20 protein-coding genes and 1 pseudogene are annotated in these 23,910 nt (G+C 63.1%); 13 read left to right on the top strand and 8 right to left on the bottom strand.

Annotation, left to right across the window (positions count from 1 at the left end; translation table 11 throughout):
• The first annotated feature begins 32 nt into the window (after nucleotides 1–32).
• From U0S50_RS14685 to U0S50_RS14675, 3 genes are all read left to right on the top strand, one after another.
• Nucleotides 33–923, top strand: coding sequence for a prephenate dehydratase (locus U0S50_RS14685; RefSeq protein WP_322309561.1), 891 nt, complete (start codon nucleotides 33–35; stop codon nucleotides 921–923).
• Between the two features lie 346 nt (nucleotides 924–1,269).
• Nucleotides 1,270–3,507: a TonB-dependent hemoglobin/transferrin/lactoferrin family receptor gene (locus U0S50_RS14680; protein ID WP_322309484.1), complete on the top strand. Its 2,238-nt coding sequence runs from the start codon at nucleotides 1,270–1,272 to the stop codon at nucleotides 3,505–3,507.
• Between the two features lie 22 nt (nucleotides 3,508–3,529).
• On the top strand, nucleotides 3,530–4,501 hold the full coding sequence (locus U0S50_RS14675) for a DUF6607 family protein (protein WP_322309483.1): 972 nt from the start codon (nucleotides 3,530–3,532) through the stop codon (nucleotides 4,499–4,501).
• Nucleotides 4,502–4,559: 58 nt separating this feature from the next.
• On the opposite strand, the gene U0S50_RS14670 is transcribed toward U0S50_RS14675, so the two are convergent.
• Nucleotides 4,560–4,943, bottom strand: coding sequence for a DoxX family protein (locus tag U0S50_RS14670; RefSeq protein WP_322309482.1), 384 nt, complete (start codon nucleotides 4,941–4,943; stop codon nucleotides 4,560–4,562).
• 167 nt (nucleotides 4,944–5,110) lie between these two features.
• Here U0S50_RS14670 and U0S50_RS14665 point away from each other — a divergent pair, with 167 nt between their 5' ends.
• Nucleotides 5,111–5,566 carry a carboxymuconolactone decarboxylase family protein gene (locus U0S50_RS14665; protein ID WP_322309481.1) on the top strand — a complete coding sequence of 152 codons (456 nt, stop codon included), beginning with the start codon at nucleotides 5,111–5,113 and terminating at the stop codon, nucleotides 5,564–5,566.
• Nucleotides 5,566–6,432, top strand: a complete 867-nt coding sequence (locus tag U0S50_RS14660) for a sigma-70 family RNA polymerase sigma factor (protein WP_322309480.1) — start codon at nucleotides 5,566–5,568, stop codon at nucleotides 6,430–6,432. The genes U0S50_RS14665 and U0S50_RS14660 overlap by 1 nt, the downstream gene beginning before the upstream one ends.
• 41 nt (nucleotides 6,433–6,473) lie before the next feature.
• On the opposite strand, the gene U0S50_RS14655 is transcribed toward U0S50_RS14660, so the two are convergent.
• Both U0S50_RS14655 and U0S50_RS14650 read right to left on the bottom strand, forming a co-directional pair.
• Nucleotides 6,474–7,010 carry an HdeD family acid-resistance protein gene (locus U0S50_RS14655; protein WP_322309479.1) on the bottom strand — a complete coding sequence of 179 codons (537 nt, stop codon included), beginning with the start codon at nucleotides 7,008–7,010 and terminating at the stop codon, nucleotides 6,474–6,476.
• A 143-nt stretch (nucleotides 7,011–7,153) separates the two neighbouring features.
• Complete coding sequence (locus U0S50_RS14650) at nucleotides 7,154–8,008, bottom strand: DMT family transporter (RefSeq protein WP_322309478.1); 855 nt, start codon at nucleotides 8,006–8,008, stop codon at nucleotides 7,154–7,156.
• Nucleotides 8,009–8,326: 318 nt separating this feature from the next.
• Between U0S50_RS14650 and U0S50_RS14645 the strand changes: the two genes are divergently transcribed.
• The 6 genes from U0S50_RS14645 (at nucleotide 8,327) to U0S50_RS14620 (ending at nucleotide 16,053) form a co-directional block, all read left to right on the top strand.
• Complete coding sequence (locus tag U0S50_RS14645) at nucleotides 8,327–10,408, top strand: transglycosylase domain-containing protein (protein ID WP_416194997.1); 2,082 nt, start codon at nucleotides 8,327–8,329, stop codon at nucleotides 10,406–10,408.
• Between the two features lie 159 nt (nucleotides 10,409–10,567).
• Nucleotides 10,568–11,074 (top strand): rRNA maturation RNase YbeY, encoded by a 507-nt coding sequence (ybeY, locus tag U0S50_RS14640; protein ID WP_322309476.1) that lies wholly within the window; start codon nucleotides 10,568–10,570, stop codon nucleotides 11,072–11,074.
• A 20-nt stretch (nucleotides 11,075–11,094) separates the two neighbouring features.
• Nucleotides 11,095–12,045 carry a hemolysin family protein gene (locus tag U0S50_RS14635; RefSeq protein ID WP_322309475.1) on the top strand — a complete coding sequence of 317 codons (951 nt, stop codon included), beginning with the start codon at nucleotides 11,095–11,097 and terminating at the stop codon, nucleotides 12,043–12,045.
• A 60-nt stretch (nucleotides 12,046–12,105) separates the two neighbouring features.
• Entirely contained in the window at nucleotides 12,106–13,260 is a 1,155-nt protein-coding gene (locus U0S50_RS14630) for a glycosyltransferase family 1 protein (RefSeq protein ID WP_322309474.1), read from the top strand.
• A 2-nt stretch (nucleotides 13,261–13,262) separates the two neighbouring features.
• Nucleotides 13,263–14,588 carry a replication-associated recombination protein A gene (locus U0S50_RS14625; RefSeq protein ID WP_322309473.1) on the top strand — a complete coding sequence of 442 codons (1,326 nt, stop codon included), beginning with the start codon at nucleotides 13,263–13,265 and terminating at the stop codon, nucleotides 14,586–14,588.
• A gap of 64 nt (nucleotides 14,589–14,652) precedes the next feature.
• Nucleotides 14,653–16,053 (top strand): serine hydrolase, encoded by a 1,401-nt coding sequence (locus U0S50_RS14620; RefSeq protein ID WP_322309560.1) that lies wholly within the window; start codon nucleotides 14,653–14,655, stop codon nucleotides 16,051–16,053.
• Nucleotide 16,054: 1 nt separating this feature from the next.
• Here the strand turns inward: U0S50_RS14620 and U0S50_RS14615 are convergent, their stop codons facing one another.
• The 5 genes and pseudogenes from U0S50_RS14615 to U0S50_RS14595 all read right to left on the bottom strand — a co-directional run bounded on the left by U0S50_RS14615 (nucleotide 16,055) and on the right by U0S50_RS14595 (nucleotide 20,706).
• The gene (locus U0S50_RS14615; RefSeq protein ID WP_322309566.1) at nucleotides 16,055–16,180 is read right to left on the bottom strand and encodes a hypothetical protein; all 126 of its coding nucleotides are present in this window, start codon (nucleotides 16,178–16,180) and stop codon (nucleotides 16,055–16,057) included.
• A 6-nt stretch (nucleotides 16,181–16,186) separates the two neighbouring features.
• Nucleotides 16,187–16,432 (bottom strand): annotated as a pseudogene (locus U0S50_RS14610) (hypothetical protein); the annotation flags it as partial.
• A 100-nt stretch (nucleotides 16,433–16,532) separates the two neighbouring features.
• A complete protein-coding gene (ptsP, locus tag U0S50_RS14605; RefSeq protein WP_322309472.1) occupies nucleotides 16,533–18,830 on the bottom strand; it encodes a phosphoenolpyruvate--protein phosphotransferase in 2,298 nt (765 codons plus the stop codon).
• Nucleotides 18,831–18,925: 95 nt separating this feature from the next.
• Nucleotides 18,926–19,669, bottom strand: coding sequence for a hypothetical protein (locus tag U0S50_RS14600; protein ID WP_322309471.1), 744 nt, complete (start codon nucleotides 19,667–19,669; stop codon nucleotides 18,926–18,928).
• A gap of 32 nt (nucleotides 19,670–19,701) precedes the next feature.
• Complete coding sequence (locus U0S50_RS14595; RefSeq protein WP_322309470.1) at nucleotides 19,702–20,706, bottom strand: NAD(P)H-dependent flavin oxidoreductase; 1,005 nt, start codon at nucleotides 20,704–20,706, stop codon at nucleotides 19,702–19,704.
• A 195-nt stretch (nucleotides 20,707–20,901) separates the two neighbouring features.
• Between U0S50_RS14595 and U0S50_RS14590 the strand changes: the two genes are divergently transcribed.
• Nucleotides 20,902–21,075, top strand: coding sequence for a YezD family protein (locus U0S50_RS14590; protein ID WP_322309469.1), 174 nt, complete (start codon nucleotides 20,902–20,904; stop codon nucleotides 21,073–21,075).
• Nucleotides 21,076–21,186: 111 nt separating this feature from the next.
• Nucleotides 21,187–23,676: a TonB-dependent receptor gene (locus U0S50_RS14585; protein WP_322309468.1), complete on the top strand. Its 2,490-nt coding sequence runs from the start codon at nucleotides 21,187–21,189 to the stop codon at nucleotides 23,674–23,676.
• Nucleotides 23,677–23,910: the final 234 nt, after the last annotated feature.

Here is a 23,910-nt window from a genome sequence, read left to right as displayed (position 1 = left end):
ATGCGCCGCGGCTCTGGCGCGGAAAGGCAATCATGGGCAGCTATTCGGCTTCGGCACAACATTTGGTCGATGAAATGAAAAGCGCGGCATTGGCCGCGCCGGCGCGGGGGCTGGCGTTTCAGGGCGCCCCCGGGGCGAACAGCAATCTGGCGGCACGCGAATTCGACATCGATGCGCTGCCGCTGCCATGCTATGCCTTTGAAGATGCCATCGATGCCGTGCGCGAAGGGCGTGTCGATCGCGCAATCATCCCGATCGAGAACAGCCTGCACGGCCGGGTTGCCGACATTCACTTTCTGCTTCCCGAATCCGGTCTTTCGATCGTTGGCGAACATTTTCTGCGCATCCGCCACGGGTTGATGAGCCGCAACCTGGGGCCCGTGATCCGGGCGATGAGCCACGAACAGGCGCTGGGCCAGTGCCGGCACTGGCTTCGTGCGAATAATATTGCACCAGTTGCGCACAGCGACACGGCCGGTGCCGCCGCGTGGGTGGCCGACAGCGATGAGGTCGGGCTGGCGGCCATAGCTCCCCCGCATGCCGCCGAGCTCTATGGTCTGACGCTGCACGAGGCGGGAATCGAGGATGCGGATCATAATATGACGCGCTTCGTCATCCTCGCCCGCCAGCCGCTCGCCGCGTTGCCGCAGGGGATTCCCTTGATGACGACCTTCATCTTCGAGGTGAAGAACATCCCTGCTGCGCTGTACAAGGCGCTGGGCGGCTTCGCGACCAATGGCGTCAACATGACGAAGCTGGAAAGCTATCAGGTCGGCGGCAGCTTTGCCGCGACCAAATTCTACGCCGACATCGTCGGAGCGCCCGGGGACGAGGCGGTCGACCGCGCGCTGGAGGAACTGGATTTCCAGACCAAGTCGCTGACCCTGCTCGGCACTTACGCGCAGGCAAGGGTTCGCGGCTGACCCGCAGGCCGCAAGGCCGCCAATCCCGCCTACCTTGGGGGGCGGTTGTTCGCTGCGATGCTCGCGCACCCGTGCTGTCCGGTCTTCGACCGGGGCGCGGTGCCACTTAAACACAATGCTGGGCGCGCTGGCGCGTGCCATTCTTGTCTCTTCGATCCGTTCCGCTGTCGGTGGGGCGTGGGCGCAGCGTCGCGACTACCCCGTTGGTTGGTCCTCGCTTGGCGCATGCCGCGCCGGGTTGCTATATATAATAACGAGTCGCATTATCATTAATCTTGACCCTGGCGCTGGCGCCGCTTAGAGCGCATCTATTGCGAATCAATCGCAATTAATAAGGGGAAGAAAATTGATCTGTCGCTATTCGCTGTCCGCCTCCCATTCTGCCGCCGCCAGCGCCCTTGCGCTTGCGCTGGTGGCCGCCGCCAGTCCGGCAGCGGCGCAGGACAATGACGGCGCCTATTGGCTGGCACGCAAGAACCAGATTGTCGTCACCGCGACCCGCACGCCGACCAAGGCAGAGGATCTGGCGGTCACCGTGTCGGTGATCAGCGCCGAACAGATCGCCGACGAACTTGCCACCGACATTCGCGACCTTATCCGCTTCGAGCCTGGGATTAGCGTCCAGCGCCAGCCCGCTCGCTTTGGCGCCGCGCTCGGTGCGACCGGCCGCGCGGGGAATGACAGTTTCAACATTCGCGGCATTGGCGGCAACCGGGTGCTGATCCAGGTCGACGGGGTGCGCGTTCCTGACGGTTTCAGCTTTGGCGCGCAGGCATCGGGGCGCGGCGACTATGTCGATCTGGGGCTGATCAAATCGGTCGAAATCCTGCGCGGCCCGTCGTCGGCGCTCTATGGCAGCGACGGGCTGGCTGGTGCGGTCAGCTTCATCACCGCCGATCCCGCCGATTTCCTGACCAACGGCAAGAATCTCGGCGGGCTGCTCCGCGCGGGCTTCAGCAGCGCCGACAAGGAATTCAGTGAAACCGCAATCGTGGCGGGGCGCAGCGGCGACTGGTCGGCGATGGCCGCCTATACCCGCCGCGACTGGCAGGAGCTGGACAATCAGGGGCGCGTCGGCGGGACCGGGTCGGCGCGCACCCGGCCCAATCCGCAGGATGGGCGCTCGGACGCCGCGCTCGGCCGGATCGTCTATGATCCCGCGAACGGGCACCGATTGCGCCTGACCGGGGAATATCTGGACACGCGGCTTTACACCAACGGGCTGTCGGGGGTGGGGCCGGGCTTTGCCGGCCGTGTCGACCGGCTGGAGGCTATCGATACCGGAAAGCGCCGTCGGGTGTCGATCGACTGGAGCTGGCAGGGCGAGGGGGCGATCGATTTCGCCCGCGCCGCGCTGTACTGGCAGGATGGCGAGGACCGCCAATATACCGAGGAAGATCGCACCCCCGCCGCCGACCGCACCCGCCTCAATAGCTTTGAAAATCGCGTTTTCGGCGCCTCTGTCGATGCGCGCGCCGATTTCGCGACCGGCGCGATCGGCCATCGCCTGGTCTTTGGCGCTGACATCAGCAAGACGCGCCAGCGCGGCCTGCGCGACGGCACCGTCCCCCCGGCGGGCGAGGTGTATCCGACCCGCGCCTTTCCGGTCACCGACTTTACCCGCGGCGGATTGTTCGTCGGCGATGAAATCTCGATCGCCGACGGGCGCCTGATCTTGTATCCGGCGCTGCGGTTCGACTGGTATGATCTGGCGCCGCAGGATGACCGGTTGCTGCCCGGTTTCAAGGCGGCGCAGCAGGATGGATCGCGCCTGTCGCCGAAATTGGGCATGGTGTGGAAACTGACCGACGCGGTGCGGTTGTTCGCCAACTATGCGACGGGTTTCAAGGCGCCCGAACCCGGGCAGGTCAATCAATTCTTCGAAAATCTGACCTCGCCCTTCTTCTCTTACCGGACGCTGCCCAACCCCGATCTGGGGCCCGAACGCAGCGAAAGTTTCGAAGGTGGCGTCCGTTTCGGGTCCGATGCGGTCAACCTTGACGTCACCGCCTTTTCGGCGCGCTACAAGGATTTCATCAGCCAGGAACAGGTTGGCGGAACGGGCTCCATCGCCGATCCCATCCTCTTCCAATTCACCAATCTCGATCGTGTCCGGGTCAAAGGCGCCGAAGCACGGTTCGAGGGGCGAGCGTCGTCCGGCCTGTATGCGACGCTCGCCCTATCCCATGCGAAGGGCGACCAGATCGCGCCCGACGGCACCCGTATTCCGCTCGCCTCGATCGACCCGCTCAAGCTGGTTGCGGGAATCGGCTATCGCGAGCCCAAGAGCGGGCGGTTCGGTGGCCAGATCATCATGACGCACAGCGCGCGCAAGGAAGCATCGCGGACCAGCGGGCTTTGCACCCCCGCCTGTTTCCGCCCCGACGGTTTTACCATTCTCGACGCGACCGCCTTTGTGCGCATCGTCGAAGGGCTGACGCTGCGCGCCGGCGTCTTCAACATCCTCGACCGCAAATATAGCTGGTGGAGCGATGTGCGCGGGCTCGCCGCCACCACGACCGTCGCCGACGCCTTCACCCAACCGAGGCGCAACGCGAGCGTGTCGTTGAGCTTTCGTTTCTGATCAACGCAAAGGAATGTTCATCATGACCCCATTTCGTACCATCGCCGCCGCGCTGCTGCTGTCCGCCGCGATCCCGGCTGCCGCCTTTGCGCATCCGCCGGTCGCCGCGGCCGAGGCGGCGGCCAATTTCGAACAGGACCGCGCCGACATTCTGGCGATGGCGGGCAATTACAAGGTCCGCTTTGACATGCAGGAATCGACCCGCTGGGACGCCGATTATACACCGCTCGCGGCCAAGACATCGGGTGGGCACGAGGTCGTGCGGGTGATCGAGGACACGGGGCGCAAGATCGTCCTTCAGCACCTGTTGGTCATCGAACATGAAGGCCAGACCCACATCATCAAGCATTGGCGCCAGGATTGGGAATATGAACCGGCGCGCGTCCTGGTCTATTCCGATCGCAATCGCTGGGAATGGGATGCAGTTCCCGAACGCATGCGCACCGGCCGCTGGTCGCAGACCGTGTGGCAAGTCGACGACAGCCCGCGCTATGGCGGCTGGGGCCAGTTCGAAACGCAGGGTGGTATCCGCCGCTGGCGTTCGAACTGGACCTGGCGCCCGTTGGCGCGCCGCGATGCTGTGCGCAATCCGGTGTACGACCGTTACTATGCGATCAACCGCCACCAGAATGGGCCTGAAGGCTGGGTCCATTGGCAGGACAATATGAAGATGGGGATGAAGGACGGAAAGCTCGTCCCCGTCGTTCAGGAATATGTGCTCAACAGCTACACCCGCTTTGACGGTTATGATGTGAAGGCGGCCGACGATTATTGGGCCGCGACCCGGGACTATTGGGCGGCGGTACGCGCGAGCTGGGACGCCGTCGCTGCGGCGAAGGGCGGCATCGCGATCGCCGAAAAGGCCGATACCGGTACGGTGATCAGCGGCCGCCTGCTCGAAATCGCTGACCAGATTCAGGATGGAAAACTGACGACGCCAAAAGGTATCGCGGAAGCCCGAAAACTGATCGAGGCGAACACGCGCAAGCTTTGACGCATTCTTCCATGTGAAGTCCGCGACCGGGGCGGCCCATAAGGGTCGCCCCATTTTTTTAGGCCGCTTTGGTGCCTCCGTCGACGCTCCAGATGCCGGATCCGCGTGCAGCGATATAGAGGAAGATGAAGCAATAAAGGGCGATGGTTTCGCCGCCATTGGCGATCGGGAACAGCCCCTTGCTGCCATGGGCAAGCCAATAGCCGACCGCCGACATGCCGCTGGCGATGAAGGCGGCGGGCCGCGTCATCAGGCCCAGTGCGATCAGGCTGCCCGCGACCAGTTCGATTGCCGCTGCCGCATAGAGCATGGGGTTTAGCGGATAAGGAAAGGCCGTGGGAAAGTTCAGGAACTTCTGAACGCCGTGGGCAAGGAACAGCAGGCCGCTGACGATCCGCAGCAACGCATAGGCACGGTCAACATGAGCATCGAGGAATTTCATGATCTACCCCCTCCAGTAAAGTGCGGCGATGCTATGCCGGAACGGGCGCGTTGCAAAGCCTCATTGCAACCCCTGCGCCGGAGGCAAGGTTTCAGAAAATTTCACCTCATGTCACATTCGGCGCTCGGGTCTCGTCAAGAGGGTGCAAGACCAAAAGGAGTATCGAAATGACGACGAAGAACGACCCCTTCGCGGCGGCGCCCGACCTGATGAAGCAGTGGATGGCGATGTCTCTCGCGGTAGAGGCCAGCCTGGAATACAGCCTGATCGAACTGGTAAAAATCCGCGCGTCACAGATCAACCGTTGCGCCAACTGTATCAACATGCACAGCGCCGATGCGCGATCGCACGGTGAAACCGAACAGCGGCTTTATCTGCTCGCCGCATGGCGCGAGGCGCCGGTATTCACACCGCGCGAGCGGGCCGCGCTGGCGTGGACCGACGCCTTGACCCGTCTGTCGGAAGGCCACACACAAAAGGCGCTGAAGGCTGAACTCGACGCGCATTTTACGCCGGAGGAGCAGGTGAATTTGACCCTGATGATCAATGTCATAAACGGCTGGAACCGGATCGTTGCGGCGTTCGAGCTTTGGTACGACAAGCCAGCGACGAAGGCAGCCTGATGGCTGTAGAGGCTTCGCCGGACATGGCGGACGCGGTGGGTAGTTTCGATCCGCTGCGTCCGCTGTTGACCCGTGTGGCGTATCGTATGCTGGGGTCGGTCGCCGATGCCGAGGATGTGGTGCAGGATGCCTTTATCCGCTGGCTCGGGGCTGACCGCGCCAGCGTTCGCGAGCCGGCCGCCTTTTTACGCCGGACGGTGACCCGGCTTTGCCTCGATCAGATGAAATCGGCACGGTCGCAGCGCGAAACCTATGTCGGACCGTGGCTTCCCGATCCGCTGGTTGAGGAGGAACCGGTCGACGACGTGACCCTGCCGCTGATGCTCGCGCTCGAGCGGCTCTCTCCGCTCGAACGTGCGGCCTTTCTGCTCCATGACGTTTTCGGCGTCGGCTTTGACGAAGTGGCGGCGACGATCGGCCGCGACGCCGCCGCCGCGCGGCAACTGGCGACGCGGGCGCGAACCCATGTTCGCGAGGCGCGTCCACGCTACAAGCTCGACCGCGAACGGGGACTGGAGATCGCCGAGGCGTTTTTCGCTGCGTCCCGTGGCGGCGATATGGATGCACTTGGCGCGATGCTGGCGGCTGACGTCAGCATGTGGTCCGATGGCGGTGGAAAACGCCCCGCTGCGGTGGTGCCGGTTCTGGGCTTCGGTACCGTGGTACGGCTTCATCGCAGTCTAGCGGTGCATTTCGCTAGGCACGGATCGACCTTTCTCCACGCCGCCATGATCAACGGCCTGCCGGGTTTTGTGACGCGCGAAGCCGATGGCGAGTTTCAGACCACGGCTCTGGAGATAGAAGATGGCCGCATCGCTGCCATCTATGTGATGCGCAACCCCGACAAGCTGCGCCACATGCACTGACGCCCATGGTTCACGAGGGTCGGTGCATGTGGACAGGCCGATCAGTCGGTCGCTGCCGAACCCTCTTTCTTGAAGGCCAGACCGACGGCGATCAACGATGCGCCGGTCGAAATGAGCTCAACCGCCAGCAATATGCCCAACATGACGGCGGCGGACTGCGGAAAATCGGAAAAGATCATCACCGAAAGGATGATGGAGACGACCCCCGACAGAAGGACCCATAATGCGGTGCTGCCGCCCAGCCGCCGCAACGGAAAGGACATGAAAATCTTGGCGATCCCTTCGACCATGAAGATGACCGCCAGCATCAGTGTCAACGACAACAGTCCGGCAAGCGGATGCGAGAAGAGCGAAATGCCGGTCCAGATCGCCAGTATGGCGACCAATCCGGCCCATAATTTGGAGCCTAGTCCTTCGGTCCTAAATACGGCGACACATTGCAGCGCGCCGATCATCAAGAAGGTCCATCCAGCAAGAAAATTCACCGCAAGGGATGCACCGAAGGGATTGGCGAGGGCAAAGAACCCGCCCACCAGTGCCAATATTCCCGCGATCAACCAGAAAAGCCAATTCTTCATAACTCCTCCCACCATTAGAGTTACGCCGAAGAAGGCGCGCGGCCCTTTTACCCCATTTTTCGTCGTTTTGCATGTGCCGGGGCCGGAGCGCTCCTTGCCGCAGTCGCATTTGCCCACGGCAAGGGGGCTCTGACCTGTCGCCGTCAGGCTCGCGCGGGGCGGAGCACCAGCAGAAGAGCGACGAGAACCAGGGCAAGACCGGCCATGGCGGTTACCGACATCGGATTGCCGAGTATTGCCCAGTCCATCATCGCGGTCACGCCGGGAACGAGATAAAATAGGCTGGTGACATTTACCAGATTGCCGCGCGCAATGAGCCGATAGAGCAGGAACGTCGCCCCGACCGAGATGACGGCGGCCAACCACAATGCCGGGCCGATAAAGCCCCAATCCCAAGAGAAGTGCAGCGGATCGAAGGGAATGAGCAGACAGGCGCAGGCGAGCCCGACGGCATATTGCAGCGGCAGCACTTCCCACGGGGCCTGCGTTTCACGTTTTTGCAGGATCGATCCGGCGGTGATCCCGAGAAGCGACAATCCGGCGAACAGCAGGCCAAGGGGGCCAAAGCGTGCGGCCGCGACCCCGTCGGATACAACCAGCGCCAACCCGGCAAGCGCGAATATCAGGCCGCAGAAGCGTGCGCTGCTGACCTGTCGTTCTGTGATGAGCAGGGTGAGGAGCGGCTGGATCCCGAGCAGCGTCGCCAATGCGCCAGGCGTCAGCCCCTGGTCGAGCGCGAGGAGGTAGCAGACCGAATAGAGCCCGGCGATGGCGAGGCCGGTGAGCGCGACCCGTGCGCGGGTTCCTTTCGCTGGCAGGAGCGTCCTCCGACGCAGGGCGATCAGGGCGAGCAAGGCGAGTGCCAGAACATAACGCAGGATCAGCAGGGCGAGCGGGGAGCCATGCCGCAATCCGATTTCGGATAGAATGGCGCCGCTGCTCCACAACATGACGAAGAAAAGGGTCGGCGCGGCGGCCGACATATGTCGAATGTGCATGAGAATGACCTGTATGATGCCTACCCTCGGACCATCGGGTCGAAGGGTCAATCGGGGTGTCGGTTAGTCGAAGGAGACAACCGGCGGCGGAGGCGAGCCCATGGGCGGCGCCGTGCGCATCATTTGATCAGGAAGAAATTCGTCACGAAGGCTGCGAACCGGGATGGCATCAGGCGCAAAGGAAGCTTTCGCGAACATGGCGTTACGGTTAGGATGAGCATCCGGCCAATGCAAGCCATGATCGCCGCCTTGCTTCGGGCGGTCAGCGGCTCGTGATTTGCCTAAACTGTATTGCAGGTGTAATACGCTATCCATCCCATGTTCTGGTTCCGTAAGCCTGCTCCTTCCGTTCCGCCCGCAGCGCCCTCGCCGCTGGAGGTTCCCTTTGAATCCGTTCTCGATTCTCCACCCTCAGAATCGCGGCGCCGCAAGCGCTTGCGCTGGGTGGCGCGGGGCTTTGCGGTTCTGGCGCTAATCCTGATTCTGATTGTGGGCTGGTTGGCGATTACCGCTCCCTTGTCAAAATCGCTGGAGCCGATCGCGCCGCCGCAAATCACCCTGCTTGCTGCGGACGGAACGCCGATCGCGCGGACGGGGGCGATCGTCGAGCGGCCGGTAGAGGCCGCAAAACTGCCTCGCCATGTCAAGCAGGCGTTCCTGGCGATCGAGGATCGCCGCTTCTACAGTCATTGGGGCATTGATCCGCGAAGCATCGCACGCGCGGTATGGAGCAATGTGACCGGCGGTCCCACCCAGGGCGGCAGCACCATTACTCAGCAACTCGCGAAATTCACATTCCTCAGCCCCAAGCGCACGCTGGGTCGCAAGGCACGCGAGGCGTTGATCGCCTTTTGGCTGGAGGCCTGGCTGACGAAGGATGAGATTCTCGAGCGTTATTTGTCCAATGCCTATTTCGGCGACAACACCTATGGGCTGCGCGCTGCGTCGCTCCACTATTTCTACCGGCAGCCCGAAAATCTGACTCCGGCGCAAGCGGCGATGCTGGCGGGGCTGGTGCAGGCGCCGTCGCGTCTGGCGCCGACCAAAAATCCCGAGCTTGCCGAAAAGCGGATGAAGCTGGTGCTGAATGCCATGGTGGCGACGGGCGCGATGACGGCGCGTGAGGCACAGGCGATCCGAACGCCGCGGATCGACGTGCGTACCCGTAACGACCTGCCCACCGGGACCTATTTTGCCGATTGGGCTTTGCCCGAGGCGCGCAAGCTGAGCGATGTCGGCTATTCCCGCCAGACGATCACGACCACGCTCGACGCGCGGCTTCAAGGGATTGCCCGCCGTGTGACGGCCCGCGCCGGAGTGGGCAAGGCGCAGGTCGCGCTCGTCGCCATGCGCCCGAGCGGCGAAGTCGTGGCGATGATCGGCGGGCGCGACTATGCCGCATCGCCCTTCAATCGCGCGACCCAGGCGCGGCGCCAGCCGGGTTCGACGTTCAAACTGTTCGTCTATCTGGCCGCGCTGCGTCAGGGATGGCGCCCCGACGACCGTATCGCCAACGGTCCGATTGAAGCCGGAAGCTATCGTCCGAAAAATGCTGGTGAACGCTATTCGCCATCGATGACGTTGGCGGATGCCTTTGCGACGTCCAGCAACGTTGCGGCGGTTCGTCTGTTCGGCGAGGTTGGCGATGAAGCGGTGATCGCCATGGCGCGCGATCTGGGCGTCACGGCGCCGCTGCCGAAGGGCGACCCCAGCCTGGCGCTGGGCACGTCGAGCATGACCTTGCTGGAACTGACGGCTGCTTATGCCGCGGTCGCGGCCGACGCCTATCCGGTTGAGCCCAGGGCGTTCAAGGCTGAGGAAAAGGGCTGGTTCGAGCGCCTGTTTTCCGGTCCTGATCATTTCGGGTCGCGCGAGCATGACGGCATCGAGCAGATGCTCCGCGCCGCAGTCAACCGCGGCACGGGGCGCGCCGCGCGCCTTTCGGTGCCCAATTTCGGCAAGACCGGGACCAGTCAGGACAATCGCGACGCGCTGTTTGTGGGCTATGCCGACGGGTTGGTGGTGGGGGTGTGGATCGGCAACGACGACAACAGCCCCCTGAAAGGCATTTCGGGCGGAGGATTGCCAGCACGCGTCTGGCGCGATTTCATGATTCAAGCTTCGGGTAAGGCAAAACGCGCCGTGCCGCCGCCGGCGAATCCGCGTGGCCCCATCCAGCCGCTCGACATACCCGATCTCGGCGATATTCCGGTCGGCGAGCGGACTCGGATCGGCGTCGACAATGGCGACGCGGTGCTGCGGACCGAGATCGGCGGCACGCGGATCGACCTGCGTGTGCCGATCGATGGTGAGCGGCCACTGGTGCCGGCGGCTCCACCGCCCGGAACCCCGCCGCCTGCGCCCGTTCCGCCAGCACCGACACCTGGACGCGGTGAATGAAATTTCGCTGTCCTCCCGCCTCCGGCAGCGGTAGCGTGACCGGATGATTGCTGCGTCTTTTTGCTCCTTTTGCCGTGCCGGGCATTCGCCTCAGCGGCCTATGGCCTATATTATCCTGCTCGCGACAGGAGAGGAAGCGGACGGCGGTGCCGTGTCGTCATGCTGAGCGTCGAGGCGCATGAGGCTGCGCCCTGGCCCGACTCGCTCGACTGGAATGCCGGGGCTGAAGAAGCGGTGGCGGCGGCGCTCGCGCTGACGCCCTATGCCGCGCTCGCCGATGCCGCACCCATGGTAGAGGTTTCGGTCCGGCTGACGGACGACGCAGAGGTTCAGGTGCTCAACCGCGATTTTCGGGGGAAGGACCGACCGACCAACGTCTTGTCCTTTCCTCAGGTGCAGGAAGATCTGCTCGGCGGACTGGCGAACAGCGACGATGGCGAGATATTGCTGGGAGACATCGTGCTGGCGCGCGAGACCTGCACGCGCGAAGCCCAGGAAAAAGGCATTGCGCTCGCGGATCACGCCCTCCACCTGATCGTCCATGGAACGCTGCATCTTGTCGGTTATGATCACATGGATGATGCCAGTGCTGCCGCGATGGAGGCATTGGAAGTGAAAGCGCTTGCATCCTTGGGCATCGCCAATCCATATGAGCATCAGGATTGATCAGGGAAACGCCGAATATCATGCCCGACGACCAAGGGTCTTCGAACCGATCGGAAGAGGACAGTAGTAGAACCGGCCTGCTGGCCGGACTCCGGACCTTGTTGTTCCGTGGTAACAGCGAGCCGTCGCTGCGCGAACAGATCGAGGAATTCATCGACGAAGCGGAAGAAGAAGGACCCGAACGGCGCGGAAACAGCGTCGTCGGCGATCTGTCGCCGATCGAGCGCAAGATGGTGCGCAACCTGCTTCATTTCGGCGAGCAGACCGTGGATGATGTCGCGGTACCACGCGGCGAGATCATTGCGATTCCCGAAAGCGCCGCTTTCGCCGAAGTCGCGGCCTTGTTCGTTGAAGCGGGACACAGCCGCCTGCCGGTCTATCGCGAAACGCTGGACGAGGTGGTCGGCATGATCCACGTCAAGGATGTGTTTGCGGTGCTGGCTGAAGGGCGCGAACCGCCGCCGCTGCTCGATTTGTTGCGCCAGCCGCTCTATGTTCCGCAATCGATGGGCGTTCTCGACCTCCTCGCCGAAATGCGCGCGAAGCGAACCCATCTGGCGATCGTCATCGACGAATATTCCGGAACCGAAGGCCTGGTGACGTTCGAGGATCTGGTCGAGGAAATCGTCGGCGAGGTCGAGGATGAGCATGACGACGAGCCAACCGCGCTGTTCGCGCCCGGCGCGGACGGATGCTGGGAAGCTGACGCGCGTGCTGAGCTTGACGATATTGGCGAGGCGGTCGATCCGCGGCTGGCCGAGGTTGAGGAAGACGTCGACACGCTGGGCGGGCTCGCCGCCGTGCTCGCGGGCCATGTCCCCGAGGTTGGCGAAATATTGCTGCATCCCAGCGGCTGGCGGATCGAAGTGACGAAGGCCGACGAGCGCCGCGTTCACCGCCTGCGGCTGCATCCGCCGGTCGAGGTCGATCTGGAAGCGCCGCCGTCCGCCACGGGCGGCGAGGCTTTCTGACCCGCGCCGGTCGGGCGCGGGCAATTGCCTTTGCGGCCCGATGGGACTAGCTGGGTGCGAATGGACGTTTCCGACCTTCGCATTGCACTGTTCAGCGGCAATTATAACATGACCGTTGATGGCGCCAACAAGGCGCTGAACCGCCTTGTTGGCTATCTTCTGGCCCAGGGAGCTGCGGTACGCGTCTATTCGCCGACGGTCGACGATCCCGATTTCGAACCGACCGGCGATCTGATCAGCGTGCCGTCGGTCGCAATCCCCGGACGCAGCGAGTATCGCATTCCGCTGTCGCTTTCGTCACGGGTGCGCGAGGATCTGGCCCGCTTTGCGCCAAACATGCTGCACATTTCCAGCCCCGATCGCGTGTCGCGGCAGGCGGCAGCCTGGGCACGGCGGCGAAATATTCCCGTGGCCTGTTCGGTCCACACCCGTTTCGAAACCTATTTCCGCTATTACAACCTCTCCTTTCTCGAACCGCTCGTCGTGGCGTGGCTGCGCCGACTTTATCGTCGCTGCGATGCGCTCATCGCGCCGTCCGAAAGCTTTGCGCAGGTGCTGCGCGAACAGCGGATGAACTATGACATCGGTATCTGGACCCGCGGGGTGGAACGCGACATTTTCAATCCCGGGCGCCGCGATATGAGCTGGCGGCGCAGTTGGGGGATCGCCGATGACGTTCCCGTCATTGCCTTCCTCGGCCGGCTGGTGATGGAAAAGGGGCTCGACGTATTCGCCGACACTATCGACGTGCTTGTCCGTCGCGGCGTTGCGCATCAGCTTGTGGTGATCGGTGAAGGGCCGGCGGGCGACTGGTTTGAATCGCGGTTGCCCAATGCGAAATTCGTCGGTTTCCAGGGCGGCGAAAATCTGGCCCGTGCGGTGGCGTCGTGCGAAGTGCTGTTCAACCCTTCCGTCACCGAGACCTTCGGTAATGTGACGCTGGAGGCGATGGCGTGCGGCTTGCCCGTCGTCGCCGCCCGCGCGACGGGAAGCGCCAGCATCGTCAAGCATGGCCAGACAGGCTATCTGGTGCCGCCGGGAACGATCAGCGTTTTCGCGGATAATCTGGAGCATTATTGCCGCGATCCTGAACTGCGCGCCCTGCACGGCGCCGCCGCGCTCAAGGAAAGTACGGCCTATCAGTGGGATGCGATCAATCAGGCGGTCGCCGATACGTACCTGCGGTTGATCCGGCAGAAACAGCGGAAGGGTTGAGCATGGCCGGCGACCTGTTCGCTGGCGATGAACCCGCGCCGCTCCATGGTGGGGCAGGGGCGCCGGTCCCGCTGGCCGAGCGATTGCGTCCTAGCCGACTGTCCGACGTGGTTGGGCAGGAGCATCTGACCGGTGCCGAAGGCGCGATCGGCCGTATGGTCGCGGCTGGGCAGTTGTCTTCGATCATCCTCTGGGGGCCGCCGGGGACCGGGAAAACGACCATCGCGCGCCTGCTGGCCGAGGCGGTGGGGATGCGTTTCGCACCACTGTCTGCTGTTTTTTCGGGTGTGGCCGACTTGAAAAAGGCCTTTGCCGATGCCGAGAAGATGGCGGCATCGGGCAAGCGGACGCTGCTTTTTGTCGATGAGATTCATCGTTTCAATCGTGCGCAGCAGGATGGGTTTCTGCCTTTTGTCGAGCGCGGAACCGTGGTGCTGGTCGGCGCCACGACCGAAAATCCCAGCTTTGCGCTCAACGCCGCATTGCTCAGCCGGGCGCAGGTTCTGGTGCTCAACCGCCTCGACGACGCGGCGCTGGCGACGCTGGTGGACCGTGCGGAGGCCGAGGTCGGTCGCGCGTTGCCGGTGACGGGCGAGGCTCGCGCCGCCCTGATCGCCAGTGCCGATGGCGACGGGCGCTTTCTGCTCAATCAGGTCGAAACGCTGTTTGCCGCGGCGATCCCCGACCCGCTCGATCCGGCAGAACTCGCCAGTTTCCTGCACCGGCGCATGCCGGTCTATGACAAGGATCGCGACGGCCATTACAATCTGATTTCCGCGCTTCACAAGTCGCTGCGCGGTTCGGACGCGCAGGCGGCGCTCTATTGGATGGCGCGAATGCTGGTGGCAGGCGAAGAGCCGCTTTACGTGCTGCGCCGTATCACGCGGTTTGCGAGCGAGGATATCGGGCTTGCCGACCCCCAGGCGCTCGTTCAATGCCTTGCTGCCAAAGATGCCTATCAATTCCTTGGATCGCCCGAAGGTGAGCTCGCGATTGTGCAGGCCTGTCTCTATTGCGCGACGGCACCCAAATCGAACGCAATCTACAAGGCGCAAAAGGCTGCGTGGATTGCCGCGCGCGAGACGGGCTCGTTGGCTCCGCCCGCCAATATTCTCAATGCTCCGACCGGGCTGATGAAGGATTTGGGCTATGGTGCGGGCTATCGCTATGACCATGATGCGCCCGACGGTTTTTCAGGCGACAACTATTGGCCCGACGGCATGGAACCCGCCGACTATTATCAACCGGTCGAGCGGGGTTTTGAGAAACGGATCGCCGAGCGGCTGGCGTGGTGGGATGCCCGTCGCCGTGAGAGAGATGGCGGCTGACTGGAATGCGCCTGTCATGCCGGGCCAATAGCTGGGCACAGAAATGGGGAGAGGCGGCTTGAAAATGATATCCGTGCCCAAGGGGGTGCCGAAGACATGGTGGCTGCGTGCATCGGCCCTGGTCCTGATATGGCCGGCGCTGCCCGGGCAGGCGGCTGACACCAACGCCGATCTGATCCGCGCCTGGGCAGCGGGCTATCGCGCCGCTTTTACCTGTTCGTCGCTTTGGAACGGCGCGGGCAAGCCGCTGGCGGCGATCGAGCGTGACGAACTGACGAACATTTATCCCGAGACCGAGGCGGATGTGCGGAGCCTGACCGCCGAAGTGGATGAACAGGCGCGCCGCGTGACTGTACCTTATCGTCCGGACATGCCGCCGCGTATCGCGCAGTGGAGCGCCCGCGAGGGGTGCGTCACGCTGCCCATCGGCGCAGAACCCGTAGCCGTGGACGCGGGGCAGGGTGCGGCGCGGGCGAAGCGCGACGCGGAGCCTTGGCCGCTTGGCGACAAGAACGCCCTCGCGCCTTCGTTACGCAGCGATGCGCCGTTCGAAACGGTGGTACGCGATCCAGCGCGCTTTGGCGGCCGCACCAGTTCGCTGCTGGTCGTCAAGCGCGGACGCATCGTCGCCGAACGCTATTTCTTCGGGCATGACCGGCACACCGCGCAGCGCACTTTCTCGGTCGCCAAGTCCATGGCGGCAACACTGATCGGCCATGCGGTCGAGCGTGGGTATGTCGATGTGAAAGCGCCTGCGGCAATCGCCGATTGGCAATCGCCCGGGGACCCGCGCGCCGCGATCACCACCGAGCAGTTGATGCGCATGGCGAGCGGACTCACCAGCGACAGTGCCGGCAACCGCACCGATGCCATCTATATGGGTGGAGCGTCGGTCCGGCAGTGGACGGTGCAATGGCCGCTGCTGCACCCGCCGGGGACGCGCTATCGCTATGCGAACAACGACACATTGCTTGCAACCCTGTCGCTGAAGGCGGCGGTGGAGAAAGCCGGGGAGCCGCTTGATCCGGCCGCCTTCTTCGACCGGATCGGCATGACACGCACCTTTGTCGAACGGGACAAGGATGGCGACTACATTTTGTCGAGCCAGGTCTGGACGACTGCGCGCGACTTGGCCCGGCTCGGCCTACTCTATCAAGACGACGGCATGTGGGGGAAAGAGCGCCTATTGCCTGCGGGCTGGCGCAATTTCATCTCCACGCCGAGCGGCCCACAGCCCGAAGGCCCTTTTGGCTATGGCGCAGGTTTCTGGCTATTCGACAAATCGGAGGGCATTCCCGCCGACGCTTTCGGCGCCTTCGGTAATCGCGGACAGTATCTGGTCGTGGTCCCGTCGCGTGACCTGGTCATCGTGCGCCAGGGCTATGACGATCGCGTGGAACGACTGGATATCGCCGAGCTTGTTCGGGCGATCGTCAGCGCGGATCGTGCCGGTACAGGCGATTGAGTCAGCCCGGATAGCGCTCGAACGCGGGCATTTCGTCCAGATGCTCCATCCAGCCGATACGTTCGGCGGTCTGAATCTGGACCTGTGCCGGGATCAGGTCGGGATTGTCGAGCGTGGCGATCTGCACATCGATCTTTCCGGGAAAAATCGTCTCGTTGGTATAGAAGAGGCCGGTACCACAATCACCGCAGAAATGGCGCCGTCCATGTTCGGACGAAGCATAGATTTGGGCGTACCCGTCATGTCGAGATCGGCCTGTCCGACGAGGCCCCAACCGACCATCGGCGCGCCCGAATGGCGCCGGCAATCGGTGCAATGGCACAAGGCATGATGGTCCACCGTCGTGGGCATGGAAAAACGGATCGCCCCGCAATGGCATTGGCCGGCTGCGCGTTCGGTCGAATCGCTCATTCTCGTTCTCCTCGATCTGAATGGAGAACATATCATAAACATTTGCCTGGTCGCAATGACCTTGCCGGTCAATCGCCGAGGTCGACGCCATGTTTTGTCGCCCAGGCACGATACTGGCCACGCGGATCGGGCGACGGATAGGCGAGGATGGCCGGAATGTCGGCGCGCAGCGCGCCAAGATCGAGCGAGCGGATCATCGCCTTGACCGGGCCGACCCCGGCGGGGGTGATCGAAAGCCGCTCGATCCCGGCGCCCAGCAGCGCCATCGCTTCGAGTGGACGGCCGCCCATTTCGCCGCAGACGCCCAAGGCGACCTTGCTGCCCGATACGGTCGTCACGACGCGGCGCAGGTAGCGCATCACGGTCGGCGACAGCCAGTCATAGCGTTCGGCAAGCCGGGGGTGCGCCCTGTCGGCGGCGAACAGGAACTGGGTGAGGTCGTTGGTGCCGATCGACAGGAAATCGAGGTGCGGCAGCATCAGGTCGAGCGTTTCGATGAGCCCTGGCACTTCGAGCATCGCGCCATAGCGTACCGCGGCGGGCAGCTTCTTGCCGCGCTGCTTCAACCATTCGCGCTGGCGCACGAAAAGGTCGCGTGCGGCTTCATACTCCCAGGGTTCGGACACCATCGGAAACATGACGTTGAGCGTGCGTCCGGCGGCGGCCTCCATCAGCGCGCGCGCCTGGACCTTGAGCAGCCCTTCGCGTTCGAGCGCGAGGCGCAGCGCCCGCCAGCCCATGGCCGGATTCTCTTCGCGCTCGGCATCCTCCACATTCATGTAGGGCAGGGCCTTGTCGCCGCCGATGTCGACGGTGCGGAAAATGACCGGACGGTCGCCCGCGGCGTCGAGCACGTCGCGATAAAGCCGCTGCTGCCGCTCGCGCTGCGGCAGGGTGGCCGACACCAGGAACTGGAACTCGGTGCGGAACAGGCCGATACCGCTCGCACCGGTCAGGTCGAGCGCCGCGACATCTTCACGCAGCCCGGCGTTGATCATCAGCTCGATTGCCACCCCGTCCTTGGTGACCGCGGGCAAATCGCGCAAGGTCGCGAGGCTGGCGCGTCTTTTCTGCGAAGCTTCCAGCTTGGCATCAAAGGCATCCTGCACCGCCTGTGAAGGGCGGACATTCACCGTGCCGTTGCCGGCATCGAGAAGCAGCAGATCGCCTTCGCGGATCGAACTGCGCACGTCGCGAACGCGGCCGACCACCGGCACCCCCATGGCGCGCGCGACGATGATGACATGCGCAGTCAGCGACCCTTCCTCCAGCACCACCCCTTTCAGGCGGCGACGGTCATATTCGAGCAGCTCGGCGGGGCCGAGATTCCGGGCGATCAGGATCGAATCCTGCCGCAGTCCCATTTGCGCCGCGGTGCCCATCTGGCCGGACACGATACGGATCAGTCGGTTCGACAAATCTTCCAGATCGTGCATCCGGTCGCGCAGCAGCGGGTCGTCGATCTGGCGCATCCGCATCCGGGTGCGCTGCTGGACGCGCTCGATCGCTGCCTCGGCGGTTAGGCCGCTGTCGATCGCCTCGTTGATCCGGCGCGACCAGCCTTCGTCATAGGCGAACATCTTATAGGTCTCGAGGACCTCTTCATGCTCGCCGCCGACCCCGAATTCGGCCTGGCTCGCCATACGGTCGATCTGCTCGCGCATCTTGTCGAACGCGGCATAGACGCGGTGGCGCTCGGCTTCGATGTCGTCGGCGACCGTATGTTCGATCGTGATGCGCGGCTGGTGAAACACCGCGATCCCGGCGCCCATGCCGTCGACCAGTTTCTGGCCGGTCAGCCGCTGCGCCGACTGGTCAGTGGCGGCGGCGTCGATGCGTGCCGTGGTGTCGACTAGATCGGCGTTGGTGATCAGTTCGGACAGAACCATTGCCACGGTCTGGAGCGTTTCTATTTCGATATCGTCATAACGGCGCGGCTCTGCGTGCTGGACGCACAGGACACCGACGGCGCGTTCGCGGCGGATGATCGGGACGCCGGCAAAGCTGTGGAACAATTCTTCGCCGGTTTCGGGGCGATAGGAAAAGTCGGGATGCGCCGCCGCTTCGTCGAGGTTCAGCGTTTCGATATGCTCGGCGATTGTGCCGACCAGTCCTTCGCCCAGGCCCAGCCGGGTGACATGAACAGCTTCCTGGTTCAGGCCGCGCGTCGCATAAAGTTCGAGCGCTCCGTCGCGCAGAAGATAGATGGAGCAGACCTCGCTATCGAGGCATTCGCCTATGATGCCGACGACCTGATTGAGTTTTCCTTGCGCATTGACGCGCGATGCCATGACCTCGTGGAGCCGGGTCAGGATGGTGCGTGCGGACTGGGCGGCCGAGGTCGGCGGGGGTGGGGCGTTGGTCATTGACCCCTTGCTAACAGATGCCAAACGCAAGCGCTATTGCCGCAATGACCGCGCGGGCCGATCGGGTGCGCGATCATTGCGGTGGAGCGCTGTGCCTAGCTCGCGCCGGCTGGCGGCTGCGGCACGGCGGTGACATTGTCGGGGCCGGCCGGGGTTGCGGCGCCGGGCGCCGGAGGCGCCTGCATCAAGGTTGGCCGCGGCGCATATTTTGCGTCCCATGCCGCCACATCGGTCTGATATTTAGCATAGGCTTCATAGAAATCGAGGAAAGGCTGGTCGAGGCGCGCGAGATAGGTCGGGGCCTGTTCCAGCAACTGTGCCGCAGGCATTGTCGACACCAGCTGGGCGATTTCATTGGCGCGCGGACAGAACTGGCGCTGCGCCGGCGGCTGAGCAAAATAGTTGAAAAGCTGCGTCGACAAACGGTCGCGTGCTGCAGTGCCATTGCCCCGGGTTTCCTTGCCGAGCTGCGTGATCACCGTTTTTTCGGTCGACCGGATCGTACGGGCATGGACCTTGATGATATTGTTGTAGGCCGAAACCAGCGTGGCTTCGTCCGCGCCGCGACAGCCGATCGCCGCGACGTTGAGGCCGATCCTCAATTGCCAGAAGGCGCGATCGCCCGAAATATTGCTGTTTGCGGTGACGAAACGTCCGTCCATCCCGCGCGCTGGCAATATCTGCGTCAGCGCGGCGTTGCCCGGCGGCAGCGGGCGCGGCGGCACCACGATCACCACGGGTGGCGGCGGGGGCGGCGGGGGCGGCGGAGCGGGCTTGGGCGCACAGGCGGCCACACTCACCAGCAGGCCGGCAACGATAATCTTACGCGACAAATTCATGACCTTCTCCCCAGCTGCATCATCATGCAGCTTCAACCCCGAGCGTGCAACGCGGCTTCGGCCTGTTGCACCAAAGTTGCGACGATGTCGGCGACGCTCTCTTCCTGTGTTACCATACCCACAGATTGCCCGGCCATTAACGAGCCATTTTCGACGTCGCCGTCGATCACCGCGCGGCGCAGCGCCCCGGCCCAATAATGTTCGATTTCAAGCTGTGCCTGGCCCATGTCGACCTGACCCGTGTCGAGCATGTTCGCCACTTCGCGCTGCTTGGCGGTAAAGGCCTCGGTGCCCGCATTCTTGAGCGCACGGACCGGAATGACCGGCAGGCGCGGGTCGATCTGGACGCTCGCGACCGCCTCGCGCGCCGAGGCGCGGATGAAGGCTTTCTTGAAATTGGGGTGCGCGATGCTTTCGGTTGCGCAGACGAAACGGGTGCCGAGCTGGACGCCCGAGGCGCCCATCTCGAGATAGCCGGCGATCGCTTCGCCGCGGCCGATGCCGCCGGCGACGAAAATCGGCACCTCGGCGGCAAGCGCGGGCAGGATTTCCTGCGCCAGCACGCTTGTCGATACGGGGCCGATATGGCCGCCTGCCTCCATGCCCTCGATCACCAGCGCATCGACACCCGAACGGACCAGCTTCTTGCCCATCGCCAGCGTCGGCGCAAAGCAGATCGCCTTGGCCCCTGATGCCTTGATCGCCTCCAGGCTGCCCTTGGGCGGGAGGCCGCCGGCGAGCACGACATGCCCGACGCCATGCCGCGCGCACACCGCGATCAGGTCGAACAATTGCGGGTGCATGGTGATCAGATTGACGCCGAATGGCCGGGTCGTCAGCGCTTTTGTCGCCCCGATCTCGGCATCCAGCAGGTCGGGCGTCATCGCCCCGCAGGCAATGACGCCGAAACCGCCGGCATTGCTGATCGCGCTGACCAGATTGCGCTCCGAAACCCAGCTCATCGCGCCGCACAGGATGGCGTATTCGCTGCCGAGAAGGTCGGTCCCGCGTGCCATCAATTCATCTATTTTGCTCATCGTCAGTGCCTTTGCCAGCACAAGCGTCCGGGCGCAATCCATTGCCGTAACGGAATGAGGGAAGCGTGGAGGTGGGTAGCCAACGGCTCGGCGCGGCAACCGATCCTTTGGCCGCGCAAAGCAAAACAATCATTGTCTAGTAAATAACTTGATATAAGTTTCGAGGCATTGATTCCATGACTCAGAGAGGAAAATATGACGCAATCGAAAGATATTGGCGGGGACGTCCCGGCTTCGGTTCCGCGCGGGGTACAGACCGTACTCGATGCGCTGGAAAAGCTTCGCTTCGGTGCCATCCAGCTGACCATCCATGAAGGACGGCTGGTCCAGGTCGATGTGACCGAACGGCACCGCTACCCCAATTCCTGACGCCGCTCCGACTTTTCAACCTCCCAACCGGGGTGCGCCCCGATCCTCTGCCGCAGACCGGACCACCGGATGTGGCAATTTTCTTGCAACTGCTTGCAACAGGGAATTGCCATGACTGCCCCATCCATATTCACGCGCCGGGTTGCCCCGGCGTCCTTCTTCACGCTTTCTGCCGTTTTTCTGCTTTCCGCCGCTCCCGTTTTCGCTGCCCCCGCTTCGGTCGCCCCCGTGGGCGATGAAGCCGATGAAGCCGCCGGACAAAGCGTCCAGGCGACACAGGGAAACGATATCGTCGTCACCGCGCGCCGCCGCGCGGAAACGGTACAGGACGTTCCCGTCGCCATTTCGGTGGTGGGCGGCGACCAGATCGACAATAGCGGCAGCTTCAATGTCGGGCGGTTGCAGCAACTGGCGCCCTCGCTTCAATTCTATTCCTCCAACCCACGCAACTCGGCAGTCAATATCCGCGGCATCGGGGTTCCGTTCGGCCTGACCAACGACGGGATCGAACAGGGTGTCGGCATTTATGTCGATGATGTCTATTATTCGCGCGTCGCGTCGGCGACCTTCGACTTCCTCGATGTCGCCCAGATCGAGGTGCTGCGCGGGCCGCAGGGGACGTTATACGGAAAGAATACGACAGCCGGCGCGATCAACATCAGAACCAATCAGCCGGCTTTCAACTTTGAAGGCAAGGCCGAACTCAGCATCGGCAACCTTGATTTCAAGCAGGCCAAGGCCGCGATATCGGGGCCGCTATCTGACCGACTTGCGGCTCGCATCGCAATTTCTGCGACCAGCCGCCGCGGCACAATCCGCAACGTCACGACCGATCGCTGGATTCAGAGCCAGGACAATATCGGCGTGCGCGGCCAGCTTTTGTGGCGGCCGACCGACGACATCGATGTTACGCTGGTCGGCGACTGGAATCGTCAGGACGCCGAATGCTGCGGCTCGGTCTTCGTACGAACCGGTGCGACCCAGCGTCCGCTGAACCGCCAGTTCGCGGCGCTTGCGGCGGCGCAAGGCTATGCCCCGATCAGCGATAACCCCTTCGACCGGCGAACCGATCTCGACGCCAATCTGAACGCCGGGAACGAAATTGGCGGGCTGGCGCTGCGCGTCAAGTGGGATTTGGGGCCAGGCACGCTGACGTCGGTCACGGCTTGGCGCTATTGGGACTGGATCCCGGAAAATGACCGGGACTTTATCGGCCTGCCTATCGTCACCAAGTCGCAGAACCCGTCGCAGCAAAATCAGTACACGCAGGAACTGCGATATAATTACCGCGGCGATCGGTTCGATTTCGTCCTAGGTGGCTTCGCTTTCCATCAGCGGATCGATACCCAGGGGACAGAGGCGCATGGGCCAGCATCGAGCCGCTGGACGATCAATCCGTCAAACCCCTTGTCGAACGATCCGTCGGTGCTGAACGGCCTGACTGCGCGGAACACGCAATATCTGAAGAACACCAGCCTGGCATTGTTCGGGCAACTGAGCTGGAAAGTCAGCGACGCCCTGTCGATCCAGCCTGGCATTCGGATCAACTACGACAAGAAGGACGGCTTTTATCGACGGCTTGTTTTTGCGGGCGACGGGACGCCCGTGTTGTTCAATCCGCCGCCGGGAACCAATGTCGCCGTGAACAATGCGCGGTTGGGCGTTTTTGCGCCGCAGGAAATTTCACCGCGCTTCAGCGACTGGAATTTCAGCTATGATCTGACGCTTAGTTACAGGGCGGCGCCGGAACTTCTGCTGTACGCGACCTGGGCCAAGACTTTCAAATCAGGCGGGATCAACCAGAATGGGGTCCCGGTCGATGCGAATAACAACCCTATCGTGGCGGCTGGCACGGTAAAGCCTGAATCGGTGGGCCATTATGAGGTCGGCGTGAAGGCCGAATTCTGGGAGCGCCGCGCCACGGTCAATCTGGCGGCTTTTCGTACCGATATCCGCGACTATCAGGCCAATGTGAACAATGGTCAATTCGGGGTGTTGCGCGGATATCTGGCCAATGCGGGCAAAGTGCGGTCGCAGGGCATTGAGGCCGATTTTTCGCTTCGACCGAGCGAGCGTTTTCACGCCTATGGCAATGCGGCCTACACCGACGCGAAATATGTCCGTTTCGTCGATGCGCCGTGCCCGCCCGAACTGTCCGGGGGCACGATTGCCCGGCCCGGCCAGGCGCCGAGCGCGCCCGGAACGGCGGGCGGGATCAGCCCAGCCAATTGCGACATTTCGGGCCAGCGCCTGCCCGGCGTGTCGCGATGGGCATTTTCCTATGGCGCCGAAGCGAACCTGCCGGGATCGTTGTTCGGTCGGGATGGCGAATTCTATCTGGGATATGACGGCAGCTATCGATCGGGCTTCTCGTCCAATGCCTCGCCCTCGGCCTATACCTCGATCGATGGCTATGCGCTGTCGAACATCCGTGCCGGTTTTCGCGCCGATACGGGGTTCGAGGCATTCGTCTGGGTTCGAAACGCCTTCGACGCCCGCTATTTCGAACAATTGTTCGTGGGCCCGGGCAACACCGGCCTGATCACGGGGTTGCCGGGCGACCCGCGGACATGGGGAGGAACGATCAAGGCGCGCTTCTGATCCTCATGCAAGGATATGGGCAGGGAGGGCCGCCCTTCCTGCCTGTTTTGCAACTCCGGTGCGGCGTGCAGCGTTTCTGATCGGATCAGTCAATTACTGAATACAGCTTATTCGGTTATGTCGATGGAAGGCTGCTGCCTATCCTGCCCCGGTCAGAGCGAAAGGATGAGGTTATCGACTCGACCTGGAACCGTGCCGCCAAGCGGTGGACCGCCTTGCGGCCGCCCGCTCGTC

Origin of the sequence: Sphingopyxis sp. (genome assembly GCF_034380315.1) — a bacterium.
Taxonomy (GTDB): domain Bacteria; phylum Pseudomonadota; class Alphaproteobacteria; order Sphingomonadales; family Sphingomonadaceae; genus Sphingopyxis.
Note: the sequence above shows the minus strand (reverse complement) of the source record. Positions and strands in the feature narration are given on the sequence as shown.